Annotated in this window: 14 protein-coding genes; 10 read left to right on the top strand and 4 right to left on the bottom strand. The window is 63.2% G+C overall.

All coding sequences use genetic code 11. From position 1 onward, the window contains the following. Window positions 1-53: 53 nt before the first annotated feature. Window positions 54-1,979: a phosphotransferase gene (locus ACN0WV_RS10175; protein ID WP_417605495.1), complete on the bottom strand. Its 1,926-nt coding sequence runs from the start codon at window positions 1,977-1,979 to the stop codon at window positions 54-56. Window positions 1,980-2,176: 197 nt separating this feature from the next. Between ACN0WV_RS10175 and ACN0WV_RS10170 the strand changes: the two genes are divergently transcribed. Continuing rightward, entirely contained in the window at window positions 2,177-2,758 is a 582-nt protein-coding gene (locus ACN0WV_RS10170; protein ID WP_084353799.1) for a VOC family protein, read from the top strand. 371 nt (window positions 2,759-3,129) lie between these two features. Next, window positions 3,130-3,735, top strand: coding sequence for a VPLPA-CTERM sorting domain-containing protein (locus tag ACN0WV_RS10165; RefSeq protein WP_084353800.1), 606 nt, complete (start codon window positions 3,130-3,132; stop codon window positions 3,733-3,735). 307 nt (window positions 3,736-4,042) lie between these two features. Here the strand turns inward: ACN0WV_RS10165 and ACN0WV_RS10160 are convergent, their stop codons facing one another. The 3 genes from ACN0WV_RS10160 to ACN0WV_RS10150 form a co-directional block, all read right to left on the bottom strand. After that, window positions 4,043-8,335, bottom strand: coding sequence for a translocation/assembly module TamB domain-containing protein (locus ACN0WV_RS10160; protein ID WP_417605493.1), 4,293 nt, complete (start codon window positions 8,333-8,335; stop codon window positions 4,043-4,045). Next, the gene (locus ACN0WV_RS10155; protein ID WP_417605491.1) at window positions 8,332-10,131 is read right to left on the bottom strand and encodes an autotransporter assembly complex protein TamA; all 1,800 of its coding nucleotides are present in this window, start codon (window positions 10,129-10,131) and stop codon (window positions 8,332-8,334) included. The genes ACN0WV_RS10160 and ACN0WV_RS10155 overlap by 4 nt, the downstream gene beginning before the upstream one ends. Window positions 10,132-10,524: 393 nt before the next feature. Continuing rightward, window positions 10,525-10,953 (bottom strand): FKBP-type peptidyl-prolyl cis-trans isomerase, encoded by a 429-nt coding sequence (locus ACN0WV_RS10150; RefSeq protein ID WP_417605490.1) that lies wholly within the window; start codon window positions 10,951-10,953, stop codon window positions 10,525-10,527. 200 nt (window positions 10,954-11,153) lie between these two features. Here ACN0WV_RS10150 and ACN0WV_RS10145 point away from each other — a divergent pair, with 200 nt between their 5' ends. The 8 genes from ACN0WV_RS10145 (at window position 11,154) to ACN0WV_RS10110 (ending at window position 19,102) form a co-directional block, all read left to right on the top strand. Continuing rightward, window positions 11,154-11,837 (top strand): haloacid dehalogenase type II, encoded by a 684-nt coding sequence (locus tag ACN0WV_RS10145; RefSeq protein WP_417605488.1) that lies wholly within the window; start codon window positions 11,154-11,156, stop codon window positions 11,835-11,837. After that, the gene (locus ACN0WV_RS10140) at window positions 11,837-12,658 is read left to right on the top strand and encodes an alpha/beta fold hydrolase (protein WP_417605487.1); all 822 of its coding nucleotides are present in this window, start codon (window positions 11,837-11,839) and stop codon (window positions 12,656-12,658) included. The genes ACN0WV_RS10145 and ACN0WV_RS10140 overlap by 1 nt, the downstream gene beginning before the upstream one ends. Further along, the gene (locus ACN0WV_RS10135) at window positions 12,637-13,632 is read left to right on the top strand and encodes a threonine ammonia-lyase (protein ID WP_417605485.1); all 996 of its coding nucleotides are present in this window, start codon (window positions 12,637-12,639) and stop codon (window positions 13,630-13,632) included. The genes ACN0WV_RS10140 and ACN0WV_RS10135 overlap by 22 nt, the downstream gene beginning before the upstream one ends. Before the next feature lie 59 nt (window positions 13,633-13,691). Beyond that, window positions 13,692-14,480 carry a 3-oxoadipate enol-lactonase gene (pcaD, locus tag ACN0WV_RS10130; RefSeq protein WP_417605483.1) on the top strand — a complete coding sequence of 263 codons (789 nt, stop codon included), beginning with the start codon at window positions 13,692-13,694 and terminating at the stop codon, window positions 14,478-14,480. After that, window positions 14,473-15,189 carry an alpha/beta fold hydrolase gene (locus tag ACN0WV_RS10125; RefSeq protein WP_417605481.1) on the top strand — a complete coding sequence of 239 codons (717 nt, stop codon included), beginning with the start codon at window positions 14,473-14,475 and terminating at the stop codon, window positions 15,187-15,189. Before pcaD ends, ACN0WV_RS10125 begins: the two co-directional genes overlap by 8 nt. Continuing rightward, window positions 15,186-16,526 carry a lyase family protein gene (locus ACN0WV_RS10120; protein WP_417605480.1) on the top strand — a complete coding sequence of 447 codons (1,341 nt, stop codon included), beginning with the start codon at window positions 15,186-15,188 and terminating at the stop codon, window positions 16,524-16,526. The genes ACN0WV_RS10125 and ACN0WV_RS10120 overlap by 4 nt, the downstream gene beginning before the upstream one ends. A 161-nt stretch (window positions 16,527-16,687) precedes the next feature. Further along, entirely contained in the window at window positions 16,688-17,776 is a 1,089-nt protein-coding gene (locus ACN0WV_RS10115; RefSeq protein ID WP_417605478.1) for a zinc-binding dehydrogenase, read from the top strand. Window positions 17,777-17,869: 93 nt separating this feature from the next. Then, the gene (locus tag ACN0WV_RS10110; RefSeq protein ID WP_417605477.1) at window positions 17,870-19,102 is read left to right on the top strand and encodes a mandelate racemase/muconate lactonizing enzyme family protein; all 1,233 of its coding nucleotides are present in this window, start codon (window positions 17,870-17,872) and stop codon (window positions 19,100-19,102) included. Window positions 19,103-19,188: the final 86 nt, after the last annotated feature.

The following is a 19,188-nucleotide window of genomic DNA, read 5'->3' as shown; positions in this document are numbered from 1 at the left end:
CGTGCGTAGTTTCAATAACAGGTCGTGTCTCGGGCGTCTGCCGTCCGTGCGGGTCAAACTTTCCAACCCAGAGCGTTCAGCCGGGAAATCAGCCTTTCGATTGACGCGTTGTCCTCCAGATCAATCGCGTTCAACTTCCAGAACCAGTAGATGTATTTTGCAAATTCCGGCTGCGCCACCTTCGCCTGCGCGAACGCTTCGGACACGCCGAGCTTCGGCACGTTGGCGCAGATATGATGGAAGTCGACCCCGGCAAACAAGACCGACGGCTTGCCGAAGAACATCGCATGAAAGGCCGCACTGGAATTCTGCGTCACGACAAGATCGCAGGTCGCCAGGGCCTCTTCCATGCCTATATTTTCTACCCTGAAACGCGGATATTGTGCCTGAAGGGCATCAAGCGCCTTTTGCTCTGCGTCAGAGTAGCTCTCGTTCGGATGCAGGGTTGCGACAATGGGTAAATCACTGTTTTGCAACGCCTCTTCGATCATCTTGATCGGAGAGCTGCTTTGAAAGGATCGGTGTTGCATCAACCTTCCCTGCAAGGGCATGTAGATGAAACCGTCGCGCGACGCCTGCTTTGCACGTCGCCCGTATAGTCTTTCCCGCCAGTCGTCAAAAAACGTCGCCGCCGCAGCGGCATCAATCTTGCCGGGGTCGAACAGTGCCTTTGCGCTTTGCCATTGCCAGCGCGCCGCGCATCGTTCGAACTGCCAGAACGAGCCTGCATAAAGCCGCCGAAAGACCAGCCCGTTGCGGCCAATCGGTTCGGACATATGAACGAGGCTCATCTCGGCCGAGGCCTCCGATTGCCGATGCTTCGGGGCATTTCGCGACAGGGTCACTTCTGTCCCGGTCTGTCGGCCGACCTCCTGGATCGCGTTATACACTTCGTGTTCGCCATGACGGGCGCGCTCAAGGCTCTTGCTTGTCAGATACAGGCGAATGCCAGGTCTGGCGCGCGTGGTTCGGCCCGACATGCCGGGGCTAAAGGCCTTTTGGGCGATGGGGCGCAATCTGACCAAGGTGCGTTGCTTGGCGTCAGTCCGGTCACTTTGCTTTTGCGGAACGTGAACAAGCGTCGCCAATATCCGGGCGTAAAGCAGGAATTCGACGCTGGGATCATTGCGGCCCACCAGCGTATAGCCCCGGAAAAATGCCTCCATCGCGTCATCGGGAATGACCTGACCGGGCCGCAAATCCGCTTCGCTTCGCAGGATCGACGTGTAATCCAGAAGGATCTTGCCAATGTCGAACCCGACCGGCGCGCGCTGATCCTTTGAAAAGTCGATACCGGCCATCCGGTGCCCGTCAAAGATCAGGTTGCGCATGTGGAAATCGCCGTGTTGAACGGCCGACACGGTTTCGCGCCCCTGAAAGGCGGGCTCCAGCTCCACCAGCTTGGCGATCCCTTTCAGAAACAGGGGCTTGGCCGCGACCTTGATCTCGCCAGTCGTGATCTGGTCGCGCAGCTTTTCGTAATACCCGACCGTATGTCGCGGCCGAAACCCGCGCCTTTCAGGACCCGCGGCGCGATGATACGCATCCAGCCAGCGACCGGCATGTTCGAGCAATACCAGTTGGGCGGCACGATCGAAACTCGCCTCTCGCATGAACTCCGAAAGCGGACGGCCTTCGATATAGGTCATCAGGCTCGCCTGCTGTCTGGCATCCAGATAAACCGGTTCGGGCACCGTCAGATGATCCGAATGCGGAAACAGATCGAACGCCGTGGACTGCATCCGGTATTCTGTCGTAAATCCGTGCGGCTCCAGCGGGCGCAATTGGAATTTATAGGTAAAGCGCCCGCAATCGCCATGCTCTGCCAGATAGCTGATCCGAGATATTGCGGGATCGTCGCGTTTTGACAGACGCGTCAATGTCCAGCCGGTGCGCGGCAGACCCGCACCACTGGCGACATCCCCAAACGCCTGTTCGGACCGGATTTCAAGTTCGGAAAGCTGCCTGCCAGGCCTCATGTGGTTCCTGTTGCCTCTGCGCTGATGCGATGCCCCGCAACCCATGCTGCAAGTATAGCGCGCATTTGGCAAACGGCACGATCCCGGCGGCCTCTGTACGGGGCCGCACAATGCCGGTTCATCCAGCAGGTGCTCTTCGCTCTTGATCCGCGCCAGCCGGACCTACAGTCTTGTCAAAGCAAAGAAGGAACGTGCAGATGCGGAAATTACAGAGCCAGGGCGTGCATCACATCACCCTTGTGGGGGCCGACCGGCAAACCTCGATTGATTTCTGGGAAGGGCTGCTGGGAATGCCGTTTGTCTTCGATCAGCCCAATCTGGATGACCCGGATGAAGGGCATGTCTACTTCGACCCCGGTGACGGTCGGCTGATCACGGTCTTTACCAATGAAAGCCGCAAACCCCAGCCCAACCGCACCCCGACGGATCCCGGCTGCGTGCATCACCTGGCCTTTTCGGTCAGTCAGGCGACGTTCTGGCAAGCGGTAGAGCGGCTGGACGAGCGCGGCATTCGCCATTCCGGCCCGAAGGATCGCGGCTTTATGGATTCGATCTATTTCAAGGATCCGATGGGCCTGCTGATCGAATTGGCCTCTTACCGGTTCGAGCCGCCGGAAGGGTGCCGCCATGCCGATGTGATGATCGAGGCGCACCGGATCCGCGTGGCCCGCGGCGATCACCATATCGACCGCATTCACCTTGCCGACGCGATCGAGGCACTGACCACGCGCAGACACAGCTCTCTGTCCGAGGACCGATCGCCGAAAAACCCGTATTAGGTCGAAAGGCGTTTGCGTGTAAGGAAGCGGCCGGAATCGTCGCAGTTATATCGACAAATCAGCGGGATGAGAGGTCCACGCCGACGGTATTGCTTTCGATGTTTGGGGGATGCCGCAACACATGTCAAAAGCGGCAATCCCCATCCGGATGTGTCAAAATCAGGCCGGCCCAAGATACGATTGCCGGTGCTCATATGCGTTAACCATCTGTAAAAACCGCATCACGCAGAATTGAGTATAACTTGACTGAATTGATCTTATCGAATAATTAACATGCACGATCGTTTGGCTAGAAATGGCCTAGGGTTGGGGTGCGCCGCATTTGGGGAAAATGTATGTGGCGCTTATTGTTGTAATAGGAGATTGAGTTTATGGGAAAATTTCTAGCGGCTGCGGCCGTTTCGGCATTGATGACGACTGGTGCATACGCCGCGACTTTCTCCGGTAGCTTTGCGCTTTCGGGTGACGCGTTTTCAGATCCGGGCCTTGTTGTGAACGCCGATCCGATGTCGCACACCGGCAGCTTTGACCTTGACGTTGGTGACAGCATCACGTTCGACCTGTTCGACATCTGGACAGACGAAAACTCCGTTGGTAGCGATGACACCGTCGCGCAATCCATCATCGCGGATTTCAACTTCACATCGCCAGTCGTCAGCGGCACCCTTGGCGGCTCTTCCATCGGCAATCGTTCGTTCACTGGTTTTTACCAGAGCGGCTCGGTTAGCTGGGGTGGCCCGGTCAGCCTGGCGTTCGGCAATGGCGGACAGCTGGATCTGGAACTGAGCGATGCGACGTTCAACCGCGGCAACTGGTGGAGCACAACTCCCGGTGACGAGAATGGTGCCACCATTCGGTTGACAGCAACTTATGTATCGGAATCGGTTTCGGCAGTTCCGCTGCCAGCCAGCGGCCTTCTTCTGGTTGCCGGTCTGGGTGGTCTTGCTGCGGCGCGTCGTCGTAAGAAAGCCAGCTAAATCCAAGCTCTGTCAATCTGAGCGAAGACTTCAAAACGGGCCGCATCATCGGCCCGTTTTGCTTTTTGGCACCAAGCAACAAAATTGTGCCGCTCACATGCCAAGCCCCATTTACCGCTTGAACGGACAATACAGATCATCAGCCAGGCATCGTAGCGCGAAGAACCGTCTTAGCGCGCGACGATGACAACGGATGAGGGTGCACGCCCAGGCGGGCTGCCTTGCTCTGCAATCTCTCTTCCGATCAATTGCACCCAAGTTGCCGCCAAGAGCAGCGCGGCTGCCGCGACCGGACTGACGCTGAACGTCAGTAATCCCGCTCGAAATAGATGCCCAACCCGGTATCGCCATCCGACGACACGCTGCCCCGCGCAGTGATTGACGGGGTGATGGTGAGGTTCAGGTTCACCTCGCTATCACCCGACGCATCGACCGTCACATCCGTGTAGATGTTTTCCGAGATATACTTGCCCAATCGCAGCCCGGCATTGCCCTCTTCGTCGGTGGTCACGTCCAGATCATCAACGCCAAAGCCCATTCGCAGCCGATCCATGATGCCATCCCCGCCGCGCCCGACAAGCGTGTTGATCGCTGATGCAATCTGCAAGGCTTGAAACGCCGAAATCTCGGACATGTCACGCCCGAACAGAAGCTGGGCAAGGATGTCCTCTTCGGGCAGCTCCGGCGTCGAGGTAATCGTAACTTCGGGCTCAGAGGCCAGCCCCTCGATGATGAACCGCACGGTCACATCGCCTGAGTCAGTCTCGGCCACGACCCGCAGATACGGATCGAAATCGCCCAGAAGCTGCGCTGATGCTTCGGTTATGTCCAACCGTTTTCCCAAGATATTGAACCGGCCCCGCACGAGGTCAAATTCGCCCTGCGGCACGACATTCGTGGTGGTTCCCGTCAGGCGCAACTCTCCGCCCAGTTCGGCATCCAACCCGCGCCCACGCACGAAAATCCTTGCAGGCGCACGGATCAGCAGGTCCAGCGGATAAGACGCACCCGCAGAGGCTGTGCCGGAAGACGACCCACCAGCCCCGGCATCCTCTTTGCCCGCGCGATTGAGCGTGGCACGCACATCTCGGGGCGCATTGACGTGGTGCAGACCGAACACGCTGCCCGATGGTCCCATGCCCGTATCGGCCACGCGCAGCTCCACCGAATTCAGTATCAGTTCACCTGCGATCAAGGCACCGCCCGTCAGTGGCCCGCGCATGGTGATGTTGCCATCGGCCTTGGCCTCATAGAGGCCCGGCTTGACCAGATCCAGCCCGTTCAGCGCCAGCGCCAGATCGGCGGGATAGGACGGCGTCAGCGTGATTGCCCCGCCCAGCCGCAGCCGTCCGCCCGAAGACAGATTGCCGTTGAAATCAAGGTTGGCACGCCCGCCGCCCAGATTTACCGCGCCAGAGATGCCAGTGATCGACAGCCCGGCACTTGGCACCACCACCTGAGCGCTGCTCAGCGACGCGCGCCCAGACAGCGATTGCAACGCCAGTGGCCCGTTGATGCCGATGTCGAAATCCACCGCGCCGGAAATCAGGTTCGGGGCGGCGAGGCTGCTGACCAGCCCCAGCGGTGCATTGCCGCGCACCGTCAAGTTGGCGCGCGCATTGGCGACGTCATATTGCCCGTCAATATCGGCGGCGATGCCCCCCGGCCCGGTCGCGCTGACATCCACCGTATAAGGCCCGCCCGATGCGCTGATCAAACCGCTGGCCGTCGCCCGGCCCGAGAAATCCGCCGCGTATAGCCCGATATCGCGCAAGGCTGCGGAAAACCGCAGACGGCTGCGCTCTGACGACAGCGATCCGGTCAGATCTGCCGTCAGTTCCGGTGTGGCGATTTCCAGTTGATCGAAGACAAAGGTGCCGCTTTCGCGTCGCAGCGTGGTTTCAAACGTGCTGCGGCCGACAAGCAGTTTGTCAGCCTCGGCAATTCCTGTGCGCAGGGACTGACCAACGACGCTGGCCGTCGCGTTCAGATCGCCCGACGCCAGATATGTGCCCGATCCTTCCAGTTGCACGCCGCCGCCGATGGGACGTCCGGCGATCTGTGCATAGGCCGACAGGTCCTGCACCTGCGCGCTGCCCTCTGCGGTGACAGAGACCAATGCCAACTCGTCGGTGACGGCCGTTCCGCGCGCGCTAAGCTGCGCGGCACCCGGCCCCTCGCCGTTTACATCGAACACCCAGTCGTCACCGGTTTGCGTGACCGTGCCGCTAATCCGGGCAGCGCCGCTAAGCTGGCCGTCAAGGCGGCTTGCATCCGGTGCGATCAGCGTGAACCGCCCTGCGCTGTTGCCATCGATCAGCGTGCCGTCGGCGTCAAGCCGCAGCCCGTCGGCGTCGATCTTCGCACTTTCCAGCGTCAGGCCCGTTTCATCCTGGCGCGCAACCACGGCAAGCGTCGCAGGCCCCGCGAACAGCCGGTCGAAATTCTGCTGCCCGATGGCCAGATCGCGCGTTGTGCCATTGGCCTCGACGTTGAAATGCTGCGTTTCAGGCTCAAAGCGGCCATCGACGGTCAGGGTCGCGGCCCCCGCCAATGGGCGACCCGCGATCTCGGCAAAGGCGGCCAGATCACCGGCTTGCAATTCGCCATTTCCGGACAGTGCCACCAGCGCCCCGTTCACGGTTTCTGCCCGACCTTTGGCCGCGATTGTGGCATCGCCCGGCCCCGCGCCATCAACGTCGAAATCCCAATTGTCTTCGGTCTGCTTGAACGTCCCCGACAGGCGCGCTGGCCCTTGCAGGCGCGGCTCTATCAGCCCGGAATTTGCAGTGACCAACGAGAATTGACCGGCGCTGTCGCCAGTGGCAAGGGTGCCGCTGGCCTCCAGCTTTGTGCCGTTCGCGTCGATGACAAAATTGTTCAGGGTGACCCCGCCCTCATCGCGCAGGGCAGATAGCGACAGCGCCGCCTCACCGGCAAACAGCCGGTCGAAATTGTCCTGCCCCAGCGCCAGATCGGTGGTCGTGCCGTTTGCCGTCAGGTTGAATCCGCGCGAAATCGCCGAGACCCGCCCCGCGATCTGCAATTGCGCGGACCCATCCAGCGGTTGACCGGCAAGCGGTGCAAACCGGCCAAGATCGTTCGCCGACAGCGCGATATTGCCCGATATATCCGTCTCGACCGCGCCCTCGACCGAGGCAACCGTCGCGTCGCCGTTCAGCATGTAATCGGCACCGTTCAGACGGATCGCGCTGAGATTCAGCGGATTGCCTTCGGTATAATCAAAACTCACATCACCGCTCAGGTCCGCCCCCACCGCAGCGGCCAGCGCCTCGTCAGAGAAACCCAAGCCGCCGATCTTGAGGTTCAGATCGCCCAGCACTTGGCCCAAGACGGACCCTTCACCGCGCCGCAGCGTCCCGTCCCCGGCCAGCACCAATGCCTCAGCCGTCAGATCCGGGCGCGCGAAACGATCGGCAGAAATCCGCGCCTGCCAGACATCGCTTTGTGCGCTGTCGAATTGCAGCCGCATCTGCGCAGAACCAACCTCTGTCCGGTCGCCCGGAATTGCCAGCAGCACGGGTGCGCCGTCTTCCGACCGGATACGCGCCTCAAGATCAAACCGCTCTGGCCATTGGTCCGGGCCCAACGCAGCGCTGCCCTGGACAGAGATCGTCTGCGCCTGCACATCCAGTTCCGTCAGTTCAAGCCGACCGTCCTCATAGCTGACACCAGAGGCATCAAGCGACAGGTCCGCGCCGACAAAATCGCGATAGTCCGGTTGCAGCAGCGGTCGAATGTCGCCGCCAAGCTGTGCGGCAAAACGGTGGCCGGTCTCGGATGGCGTGTCGCCTTCGACCCGCGACAGCGTGACGGTGCCCACAAGACGGGGTTCATTATCTGTCTCCAGCGCGATTTCCGCCCCGAAGGCGTCCAGCGGTCCGTCGCCCTGCACGGTCAGCGACAACGCAGGCGTTTGGGGCAGGCCAATCAGCGTGGCAACCAATCCGTCCGCGCCCTCTTCGACGCTTAGATCCAGTGTCAGGCTGCGGGTCTCGTTGGCGTAGCGGCCCGCAAGGTTCAGCGCGATGTCGGTGCCTTCTGTGCCTTGCGCGATCAGCGCGGCCTCACCCTCGCCGCCGGACAGTTGGGCAGAGCCTTCCAGCGTCACCACCACTTCGCGGCCCAGAACGGTCGGTCCCAGGCGGACACGCTCTGCGGCGATCTTGCCGATATTGATGGACACGGGCAGATCTGGCAGCACGAAAGGCGTCGCCTCGGGGGCGGGTGTGTCCGGCCCGGTGGAGACCGGCAAACGGTCCAGATCAATCTCTGTCGCGGAAAACTCCTCGACCACGACAGCGCCGCGCAGCAAGGCAGAACGTTTCCAGTCCAGCACGATGCCGCGCACGGTGATCCAGACGCCCTGATCGTCTGCGATGGTCATCTCCTCGATCGTCGCCGTCGAACTTAGCGCGCCCTCGAACCCGACAATCCGCACCGACCGTCCGGCCGAGGACAGGTTGTCCTCCAGCAGGCCCTGAAGGTAGCCGCGGTCTTCCTCCTGCGTTTGTGCAGTGGCCGCCATCGGCAGCATGAGGCTGGCAAGAATGACAAGGATGCAGGTCAGATGTTTCAAAATGCTTGCCCTATCCCGATGTAAAATTGCACGCCGTCGCCGGTATCGCCCGACACCGGGGCCGCGACGTCAAGGCGAATGGGGCCAATGCCCGTCTGGTATCGCAAGCCCAGTCCCGCGCCCGCATGCCAGTCGCCGGTATCACCAAAGCTGCTATCGGCGCTGACATAACCGGCATCGGCAAACCCCACCACACCGATGCTTTGCGTGACTGCCACCCGCAGTTCCGTCGACAGGCCCACAAAGCCACGCCCACCGCTGCTGTCCCCGCTACCCAGATCGACGTCAAGCGATTGGTAAGGCTGGCCGCGCACGGTGCCGGGACCACCCGAATAAAACAGGTATTCCGGCCGCGTCTTTTCCAGCCCCGCGCCAAGCACAGCCCCGAATTGCAGCCGCCCCGCGACCACCACGCCGTCCTCTTCGCCAAATCCCTGATAGGCGCGGATGTCAGTATAGACCCGCGCCCCGCTGTCAGAGCCTTGCAGCCCAGCGAATGGCGTCAGTTCCAGCTTTGCATAGGTGCCCTTCGTCGCGTTCAGCACATCGTCGCGCTTGTCGCGCGTGATGGATGTGGGAAAGGCCACAACCTGAAAGGTCCGGTCACCGAAACTGTCGCTGATTTCCGAATAGCTGTAGGAAATCCCCGCCTCGGCGCTGATATCGTCGGTCAGACGCCAGGTGACACCGCCGCCGACCGTAACCGCTTCGGAAAAATAGGATGGCTCGTCCTGAAGCTCGTATTCGGCCATGACAAAGGCCGTGGTATCGGCCCCCAAAGCGGCCGGAATCTCCAGCTTCACACCCGCGAAATAGTCAATGCCGCTGCTGCCGCCGATATTCGAGACCCGCGCATCGAAACGCAGCCGCTCTGCCCCGCCAAGCAGGTTCCGGTGCAGCCAGAAGCCACTTAGCGTCAGCCCTTCAAGCGACGAAAGCTCGGCACCAAAGCCGAAGCGGCGCGGTTTTTCATCAACCAGCGCGGCTTCGACATCCATGCTGCCATCCGGCCCGACCAGATCAGCCTCCGTCAGGCTGACAGAGGCAAAGGCCCCGGTGCGGCGCAGCCGTTCGGCGGCGCGGCGCAGCTCGTCAGGCGAATAGACTTCGCCGGTCGGCAATCCTGCAATGCGTTGAATGCGCGCCGCGCGAACGGCGCTGGGGTCGGTGATGACAAGATCGCCAAAGCGCACTTTTGGGCCGGGCGCAATGCGCACATCCACCGACAGAGTGCTATCGCCGTGCTGGGCCGTGACGGTTTGCGCGCCGACATCGGCCTTGGCATAGCCGACTTCCCGCCACCCATCAACCGCGACGTTGACGGTGCTGCGAATAACCGGGCTGCGGGCTTTCTTGCCTGGCCCGAAACCGTCAGGCAATTCGGTCCCCCGCGCAAGCGGGGCCACACTCAGCCGCCCGAACCGAAACTGCGGGCCGCGATCCACGACAATGGCAACGGTGTCGATCCTGGTCGGCACATCCAAAAGCGGAATGGCGCTCGCCTCGCGCCCGTCCACCAGAATATTGACCGTGCCGCCGTAATAGCCATGCGCATACAGCGTTTCCACGATGCGGGCATAATCGGCCAGGGCCGCGGCAAGGACGGTCCGTGGCCCGGTGCGCCCCTCGTCTTTCGCAGCCGCGACAAGCGAGACGTCCTGAATGTCTTCGGCAAGCTCTGACTCGCCATTGGCAAAGCGGAAATCAACGGAGTCGAGCGCCCAGAGTGCCGACGGCGCACCGCTTATGCCAATGACCACACTCGCCGCAACCCCAGCCCAACTTCCAACACGCATATGAAACCGCACCTTTTTCTCCTGCCCTCGCTTTGCAGACTAGATAGGACCGAGCCGAGACTCCACCAGTTTGAAACTTTGCAACGGCAAACAGTATCACTTCGACGTGAGGCTACCGACAAAACCCCCCGCTTGCCAAGAAGATCGTGCACAGCATTCAAGAACAGTCACAACGTCGGGGTCTCCGCCCAGCCTGCTGCGGAAAAGCTGTGCGGTCCTGACCAGACCGTCCCCCCGGTATCGGCTTCCCCCGCAAACTCTCCAGCAAACTTGCCACTGGTTTCGGCAGGACCACATTCGCCACACGCAAAACGCGGCCCCGATGGGGGCCGCGTTTTTAGAAAAAGCCTGTGTGCCGAAGGCACTCATTCAGGTCAAACCTGCAAAGCCAGCTCAGGCGATCTCGACAAGCTCGATATCAAAGGTCAGGTCCTTGCCCGCCAGCGGGTGATTGGCGTCAAGCGTCACCTGCGCGTCGGTCACTTCGGCAACGGTCACGGCCATCGTCTGGCCATCGGGCGTCTGCACCTGCAATTGCGTGCCAAGGTCCAGCGGAACATCGTCCGGGATCTCGGTGCGCGGCACGGCCTGGCGCGCGGCGGGGTCGGGCTGGCCATAGGCCTCGTCCGCGACCACGTCGATTTTCTTGGAATCGCCGACGGTCATGCCGGGCATCGCCTTGTCGAGGCCGGGAATGATCTGCCCGGACCCCACGGTGAATTCCAGCGGATCACGGCCCGCGCTGGAATCGAACGTGCTGCCATCGGCAAGCGTGCCGGTATAGTGGATGCGAACGGTGTCTCCCGTTTTGACTTCGGTCATGCTAAATCCAGTACTGTCTTGGGATGAGTTTGAAAGGCCGTGCGCTGCCTGCGCAAGCGACCTGGATGAATGGCGCAAGACCCTAACCGCCCTGTCAGCGGATTGCAAACCGACATTCCCGATGGCGATGAACAGGCGAATTTCGCCCCTTTTCCCCGCCGGTCCAGCATGCGACTGTAATCGGATTCACGGAGGACAGCATGCCCATCACCACCTGTGTCTTCGACGCTTACGGAACCCTGTTCGACGTCACCGCCGCCGCACGGCAGGCGGCAGAGCAGCCGGGACGCGAGAAACTCGCCGCCTCGTGGCAGGCGCTCGCCGCCGACTGGCGCGCCAAACAGCTGCAATACACCTGGCTGCGGGCAATCACTGGTGAACATACACCATTCTGGAACGTCACGATGGACGGGCTGGACTGGGCGATGCAAAAGCACGGGCTGGAGGAGGACGCAGAGCTTCGCGAAATCCTGCTGGCATTGTACTGGGAACTTGCCGCCTACCCTGAAGTGCCCGCCATGCTGGCAAAGCTCAAGGCAGCGGGCAAATCCTGCGCCATCCTGTCCAATGGCAGCCCCGACATGCTGGACGGCGCGGTGGAATTTTCCGGCATCGGCACCTATCTCGACGCGGTCCTGTCGGTCGAGGAGGTCGGCATCTTCAAGCCCGCCAGCAAAGTCTATGACATGGTCGGCGCACGCTTCGGTTGCGCCCGCGACGAGGTGCTTTTCGTGTCGTCCAACGGCTGGGACGTGGCAGGGGCGTCAGGTTACGGATTTACCACCGTCTGGGCCAACCGCGCGGGCGACCCTGTCGACCGTCTGCCACACCGGCCCCACCACATCCTGTCCGACCTGACGACATTGCCGGAGATTGCCATCTGATGCCCTATTTCCAGTCCTCCGACGACATTCGCCTGCATTACACCGATGAGGGCGAAGGCCTGCCCGTGCTGGCGCTTTCCGGCCTCACCCGCAATGGTCGGGATTTCGACTATGTCGCCCCCCATCTGAAGGGCGTGCGCCTGATCCGGCTGGATTATCGCGGGCGCGGCAAATCCGATTGGCCGGGACCAGAAACCTACACCATCCCCATCGAGGCGCGCGACGCCGTCGAATTGCTGGACCATCTGAAGCTGTCCAAGGCCGCAGTGCTGGGCACGTCGCGCGGCGGGCTGATCGCCATGGGGCTGGGGGCCGGCGCCCGCGACCGTGTGCTGGGTGTTGCGCTCAACGACATCGGCCCGGACATTGCCACTGACGGGCTGGAGGCGATCATGGGCTATCTCGGGCGAAAACCGCGCTGGAAAACATTTGAAGAAGCCACCGCCGCCCGTGCCGGGGCGATGAAAGGCTTTGCCAATGTCCCGGCAGAGCGGTGGCGCGCCGAGGTCGAGAAGCTGTATATCGAAACTCCCGAAGGGCTTGACCTGCCCTATGACGCGCGGTTGCGCGACGCGGTCGAGGCCGCTGGCGCGCAACCTGCCCCCGATCTCTGGCCGTTCTTCGACGCAATGGCGGGCCTGCCGCTGGCGGCGATCCGTGGCACCAATTCCGATCTGCTGACCCCTGCCACCTTTGCGGAAATGCAACGCCGCCGCCCGGACATGATCACCGCCGAAGTGCCCGACCGCGCCCATATCCCCTTTCTGGACGAACCCGAGGCGCTGGCCGCGCTGGATGAATGGCTGGAGAGCATGCGTTGAACATCACCATGATCGAGGCCGCCGCACAGCGGCTAAGCGGTCACGCAAGACGCACGCCGCTGCTGTCCTCGCCATTTCTGGACGAAATCGCCGGGCGGCGCGTGCTGGTCAAACCCGAATGCCTGCAACATACCGGCAGCTTCAAATATCGCGGCGGCTATGCGGCGATCTCTGCGCTTGCCCCGGATGTGCGGGCGCGGGGCGTGCTGGCCTATTCGTCGGGCAATCACGCGCAGGGCGTGGCGCTGGCCGCCCGCCAGCACGGCATTCCCGCCGTTATCATCATGCCAGAAGACGCCCCCGCGCTGAAAATCGCCAATACCCGCGCTCTGGGTGCCGAGGTGGTGCTGTATGATCGTGCCGGGGCGCAAACCCGCGAGGCCTTGGGCGGAGAATTGACGCAGACGCGCGACCTCACCCTGATCCGGCCTTACGACGAACCGCAGGTGATCGCAGGCCAAGGCACTTGCGGGCTGGAGATTGCGAGCCAAGCACGCGACGCAGGCGTGGAGACCGCCGATGTGCTGGTCTGCTGCGGCGGCGGCGGGCTGACATCGGGCATCGCGTTGGCGCTGGAGGCACATGCCCCCGGCCTGCGTGCCCGTCCCGTCGAACCCGAAGGCTTCGACGACACCGCCCGCTCGCTTGTCGCCGGTCAGATCCTGCGCAATGATCGGCTGTCGGGCGGGCTGTGCGACGCGATCCTGACGCCCGCGCCCGGTGATCTGACCTTTCCGATCATGCAGCGCCTGTGCGGCCCCGGACTTGTCGTCACCGACACACAGGCGCTGGACGCGATGGCGCAAGCGTTCCTGCGGCTGAAACTGGTGGCCGAACCGGGCGGTGCCGTGGCGCTGGCCGCAGCACTCTACCACGCCGACCAGATTGACGGCGATGCGGTGATCTGTGTCATTTCGGGCGGCAATGTCGATGCAGACGTCTTTGCCCGCGTCTCTCGCCTTGGTAACGCCTGACAGCACCTGCGCCCGGATCCGTCAAACCCGCGCGTCGTGCCGCCACTGAAGGAACAGACATGAAAATCGCAACGCTAGGAGAGATCGGCCTGCATTACCGGATTGATGGCAATCCGGATGGCGCGCCGGTGGTCTTTGCAAACTCGCTGGGCACCGACCTGCGGCTTTGGGATCAGGTGATCCCGCTCTTGCCGAAGGGGTTGAAATATATCCGTTATGACAAGCGCGGGCATGGCCTGTCCTCCTGTCCGCCGGCACCCTATTCGATGGGCGCGCTGATCACGGATGCCGAACGTCTTCTGGATCATCTGGGCGTGCGCGATTGCGTCTTTGTCGGCCTGTCCATCGGCGGGATGATCGCGCAGGGACTGGCAGCCAAGCGGCTGGATCTGGTCCGCGCGCTGGTCCTGTCCAATACCGGAGCCAAGATCGGCACGAAAGACATGTGGGAAGATCGTGTCGCGACCCTGCGCAAAGGCGGCATTGCCGCGCTGTCCGATGCGATCCTCGAACGCTGGTTCTCGGAGGGGTTCCGCCAGACGGACGCGTTTCTTGGGTGGGAAAACATGCTGCTTCGGCAACCGCTGGAAGGCTATATCGGCTGCTCGCAGGCCATTGCGGGTACTGATTTCTACACGCCCACAGCCGCGCTGACCCTGCCCGCGCTCGGCATCGCGGGATCGGTTGATGGCTCCACCCCGCCCGATCTGGTGCGCGAGACGATCGACCTGATCAAAGGCTCCGACTTCCGCTTGATAAAGGGCGCGGGCCACCTGCCTTGCGTCGAAAAGCCCGAAGAATATGCCGCCATCCTGACCGACTTTCTGACCGCGCAGGGCCATGTCTGATTTTCTGCTGGTCCACGGATCCTGCCACGGCGCATGGTGCTGGCGCGACGTGATCCCGGCGCTTGAGGCGCAGGGCCACAGCGCCCATGCCATCGACTTGCCGGGTCAGGGAGCCGACAAGACCCCTGTGGAAGACATCACGCTGGAGCTTTATGCACAGGCGATCCTGAACGCGCTGGACGGTCCCAAGGTGGTGGTTGGCCACTCGATGGCGGGCTATCCGATCAGCCTTGCCGCAGAGCGCGCACCCGACAGGATCACCCGTCTGATCTATCTTTGCGCCTATGTCCCGACCGACGGACTGTCACTCGCCCAGCGCCGCCGTCAGGCGCCGTATCAGCCCTTGTTGCCTGCCATTGAAAAGACCGCCGATGGCCTTGCTTTCACGGTGCGGCCCGAATTGGCGCAGCAGGTCTTCTACCACGACTGCCCCCCGGACACTGTGGCCTATGCCAAAACGCGGCTTGGCCCGCAGGCGATCCGGCCGCAGGAAACGCCCGTCAGCCTTGGTGCCAATTACGCAAGCGTGCCGCGCAACTATATCCGCTGCACCGATGACCGCACCGTTCCGCCGGAGTTTCAGCGCTCCATGACCGTCGACTGGCCATCCCCGGATGTCACCGAGATGCCCACCGGCCATTCACCGTTTTTCGCGGCACCCGATGACCTCGCGCGCCGCCTGTCCGATATTGCAAGGACCTCACCATGACCGCCACACCCTTTGACAGCAGCCATCTGGGCGGCCTGTTCGACACCGGCGAGACCGCCCGCCTGTTCAGCGACACCGCCGAGGTGCGCGCCATGCTGCTGGTCGAGCGGGCGCTGGCGCAGGCACAGGGTCAGGCAGGCATCATCCCCGAGATCAGCGCCGCCGCCATCCAACGCGCCGCGATGGAGGTGCTGATCGACCCCGCGCAACTGCGCGAGGCCACAGCGCAGAACGGCGTCAGCGTCCCGGCCCTTGTCGCGGCCTTCCGCCACGAAATGAGCGCGCCGGAACATGCGCAATATGTCCATTGGGGCGCGACCTCTCAGGATATTCTGGACACCGCGCAGATGCTGCGGCTGAAACAGGTTCTGGCACAGTACGAGGCAAACCTGACCGCGCTGATCGGCGCGCTGGCCACGCAGGCCGAGGACCATGCCGATCTGCCAATGGCCGCGCGCACCTATGGCCAGCACGCCACGCCCACCAGCTTTGGCGCGCTGGCGGCGCAATGGGGCGCACCCCTGCTGGATCTGCTGGCAGAGCTTCGGGCGCTGCGCGCAACCGGCCTTTGGGTGTCGCTGTCAGGCGCGGCGGGCACCGCCTCGGCCTTGGGGGCAAAGGCACCTGCCTTGCGGCGCGAGATTGCCGAAAAGCTGGGCCTGACCGATCCGGGCCGCAGTTGGCATACCGACCGCGCCCCGATTCTGCGCATCGCGCAATGGATCACCCGGTTGCTGGCCGCACTTGGCAAGCTGGGCACCGATCTGGTGCTGCTGACCCAATCGGGCATTTCAGAGGTCCGTCTGGCGGCGTCCGGCGGGTCCTCGACCATGCCACAAAAGCAAAACCCTGTGGGGCCGTCGGTGCTGATCGCATTGTGGCATCACGGAACAGGCCTTGCCTTTACGTTAAGCGGCACGGCGGGGCACGCCTTGCAACGCGACGGGGCCGCTTGGTTCACCGAATGGCTGACCCTGCCGCAGCTGTGCCTGTCGGCGGCGTCCGCCCTCGGACATGCCGAAGCCTTGGCCGCGTCGCTTGCCCCCGACGCGGCACAGATGCAGGCGACGCTGGACAGCGCGCAAGGTCTGCTGAATGCTGAGGCGCTCAGCTTTGCCCTGACCGCCCGGATGCCGCGCCCCGACGCACAGGCCGCCGTCAAGGCGCTGTGCCAGAGGGTTGTCGCAGAGGGCGGCGACCTGATGCAGATGGCCCGCGCGGAATGGCCCGATCTGCCTGCCGAGGCGTTCGACAAGGCCGCAATGTTGGGCCAGGCCCCGGCCGAGGCACGCGGATTTGCGGCCGCCGCCCGCACCCTCCTGACCCAAAGCGTCTGAGGCGCGAGGCGCCGCATGGGCTGCGGCGCGGGCATCCTGTCTGGCCGGCGTCTTGCTGCCTGCGCGACGTCCTGGACCTGTGGGGTCTGCCGGAATTTCTTCTTGCGTCCGGGCAGGTTCCGCGCAACCGTCGCGCTAGGACCGTGACGCCCGGAGGACATATGCCACGTATCAAGGCCGCCATCTGCCGCGCATTCGGCGCACCGCTCAGCATCGAAGAGCTTGACCTGCGCGCGCCTCTGGCTGGCGAGGTCGAGGTCACGCTGGAGGCCGTCGCGATCTGCCATTCCGACATTTCCTATGCCGAGGGCGCGTGGGGCGGCACGCTTCCCGCCGTTTACGGCCACGAGGCGGCAGGCCGGATCAGCGCGCTTGGCGCAGGTGTCACCGGGTTTGCCGTCGGCGATCCCGTGGTGGTCACCCTGATCCGTAGCTGTGGCACCTGTCCCAACTGCGCCACCGGCCGCCCGACGATCTGCGAGGACCAGACCGGCCCGCATGGCTCTGCATTGACCGCGCCCGATGGCACAGAGGTGGTGCAGGCGATGAATTGCGGTGCCTTTGCCGAACGCGTGGTCATCGACACCAGCCAGATTGCGAAACTGCCCGAAGGCATGGCCATGGATGCAGCCAGCCTGCTGTCCTGCGGGGTGATCACGGGCGTCGGTGCCGTGGTCAACGCCGCCGGTTTGCGCGCCGGGCAGGACGTGGTGGTGATCGGCGCGGGCGGCGTCGGGCTCAACGCCATTCAGGGCGCGCGGATCGCAGGTGCCCGCCGCATCACCGCCGTCGACATGACCGAAGAGAAACTGGCCATCGCGCGTGATTTCGGTGCCACGGATGGGCTGCTTGCCACCTCGGATAAACCGTGGAAAGCCTTGCGCAAGGCCACGGGGCGCGGTGCCGACGCCGTGATCGTCACCGTGGGCGCGATCCCGGCCTATGACAGCGCGCCGCTCTACCTCGCGGCGGGGGGCCGGGTCGTCATGGTCGGCATGCCACCCTCGGGCGCACAGGCCAGCTACGAACCTGTCGTGTCGGCCTTCATGGGGCAGGGCATGATCGGCTCGAAAATGGGCGACGTGGTGATCTCGCGCGATATTCCGTGGATGGTCGACCTCTACCAGCAAGGCCGCCTGAAACTCGACGAGCTTATCTCGGCCCGCTGGCGGCTTGATCAGATAAACGAGGCCATCGCCGACACCAAATCCGGCGGCGCGCGGCGCAATGTGATCATGCTGACCCGCTGACCTGCCGCCTTGCTTTTGGGGGGTGTGGGGGGCTTGCCCCCACCCGGTCGGATCGCGCAAGCGATCCGAAACCCCCGCCAAAGGAGACACGCCATGAAATTGCAAGACCTCGACGTGATCGTCACCGCGCCACCAGCCCCCGGCTGGGGCGGGCGCTACTGGATACTGGTGAAGCTGACCACCGCCTGCGGCATCACCGGCTGGGGCGAATGCTATGCCGCCTCGGTCGGACCGGACGCGATGCGCGGCGTCATCGCAGATGTGTTTGAACGCCACATGGCGGGCGAAAGCCCCGAAAATATCGAACGCATGTTCCGCCGCGCCTATTCGTCGGGCTTCACCCAGCGGCCCGATCTCACCGTCATGGGGGCCTTCTCGGGGCTGGAGATCGCCTGCTGGGACATCCTTGGCAAGGCGCGCGACCGGCCCGTCTGGGTGCTTCTGGGCGGGCTGATGAACGACCGCATCCGCGCCTATACCTACCTCTACCCCCTGCCACAGCACCGCATGGCAGATTTCTGGACCTCGCCCGACATGGCCGCCGAGTCTGCGCTGGACTGCATCGAACGTGGCTATACGGCGGTGAAATTCGATCCCGCAGGCCCCTATACGATGCGCGGCGGCCACCAGCCCGCGATGCGCGACATCACCCAATCCGTGGCCTTCTGCAAGGCGATCCGCGACGCCGTGGGCGACCGCGCCGACCTGCTGTTCGGCACACATGGGCAATTCACCACCGCAGGCGCGATCCGGCTGGGACAGGCGCTGGAACCCTACGCGCCCCTGTGGTTCGAGGAACCGATCCCGCCCGACAACCTGACCGAGTTTGCCGAGGTTGCCCGCGCTGTGCGCGTCCCTCTATCCACCGGGGAACGCCTGACCACCAAGGCCGAGTTTGCCGCGCTTCTGCGCTTGGGCGGCGTGCGCATCCTGCAACCCGCCCTGGGCCGCGCCGGTGGCATCTGGGAGGCGCGCAAGATCGCCGCCATGGCCGAAGGCTTCAACGCCGAGATCGCCCCGCATCTTTATGCAGGTCCAGTGGAATGGGCGGCGAACCTGCATCTTGCCGCCACCATCCCCAACCTGCTGATGGCCGAAACCATCGAAACCCCGTTCCACGATGCGTTGATCCGTGGGGCGATCCGGGTCGAGAACGGCTTTGTCGCCGCCCCACAAGGCCCCGGCCTTGGCATCGACGTGGACGAGGATCTGGCCCGCGCGCATCCCTATACCGGCAATGATCTGCATCTCCAGATGCAAGAGGCCCCCTGCGACTATCACGGTCAGAACGCCTTTCAGGGCGGTGCACCGCCGCCTGCCGATTGACGAAGGCTTGAAATTCACCCGCCCCATGCCGCATGTTGGTCAAAAGAGAACAGCAGTCCGGGAACCGTTGAATTGAGCGTCGCAGA

This window comes from Primorskyibacter flagellatus, from assembly GCF_048268605.1.
Lineage (GTDB): Bacteria > Pseudomonadota > Alphaproteobacteria > Rhodobacterales > Rhodobacteraceae > Primorskyibacter > Primorskyibacter flagellatus.
This window is presented reverse-complemented; position numbering and strand designations above follow the sequence as displayed.

Excerpts from the sequence above, each read along its gene's own strand:
- ACN0WV_RS10175 (WP_417605495.1), bottom strand. The coding sequence starts at position 1,979 with ATGAGGCCTGGCAGGCAGCTTTCCGAACTTGAAATCCGGTCCGAACAG.
- ACN0WV_RS10170 (WP_084353799.1), top strand. The coding sequence starts at position 2,177 with ATGCGGAAATTACAGAGCCAGGGCGTGCATCACATCACCCTTGTGGGG.
- ACN0WV_RS10165 (WP_084353800.1), top strand. The coding sequence starts at position 3,130 with ATGGGAAAATTTCTAGCGGCTGCGGCCGTTTCGGCATTGATGACGACT.
- ACN0WV_RS10155 (WP_417605491.1), bottom strand. The coding sequence starts at position 10,131 with ATGCGTGTTGGAAGTTGGGCTGGGGTTGCGGCGAGTGTGGTCATTGGC.
- ACN0WV_RS10150 (WP_417605490.1), bottom strand. The coding sequence starts at position 10,953 with ATGACCGAAGTCAAAACGGGAGACACCGTTCGCATCCACTATACCGGC.
- ACN0WV_RS10145 (WP_417605488.1), top strand. The coding sequence starts at position 11,154 with ATGCCCATCACCACCTGTGTCTTCGACGCTTACGGAACCCTGTTCGAC.
- ACN0WV_RS10140 (WP_417605487.1), top strand. The coding sequence starts at position 11,837 with ATGCCCTATTTCCAGTCCTCCGACGACATTCGCCTGCATTACACCGAT.
- ACN0WV_RS10135 (WP_417605485.1), top strand. The coding sequence starts at position 12,637 with ATGGCTGGAGAGCATGCGTTGAACATCACCATGATCGAGGCCGCCGCA.
- pcaD (WP_417605483.1), top strand. The coding sequence starts at position 13,692 with ATGAAAATCGCAACGCTAGGAGAGATCGGCCTGCATTACCGGATTGAT.
- ACN0WV_RS10125 (WP_417605481.1), top strand. The coding sequence starts at position 14,473 with ATGTCTGATTTTCTGCTGGTCCACGGATCCTGCCACGGCGCATGGTGC.
- ACN0WV_RS10120 (WP_417605480.1), top strand. The coding sequence starts at position 15,186 with ATGACCGCCACACCCTTTGACAGCAGCCATCTGGGCGGCCTGTTCGAC.
- ACN0WV_RS10115 (WP_417605478.1), top strand. The coding sequence starts at position 16,688 with ATGCCACGTATCAAGGCCGCCATCTGCCGCGCATTCGGCGCACCGCTC.
- ACN0WV_RS10110 (WP_417605477.1), top strand. The coding sequence starts at position 17,870 with ATGAAATTGCAAGACCTCGACGTGATCGTCACCGCGCCACCAGCCCCC.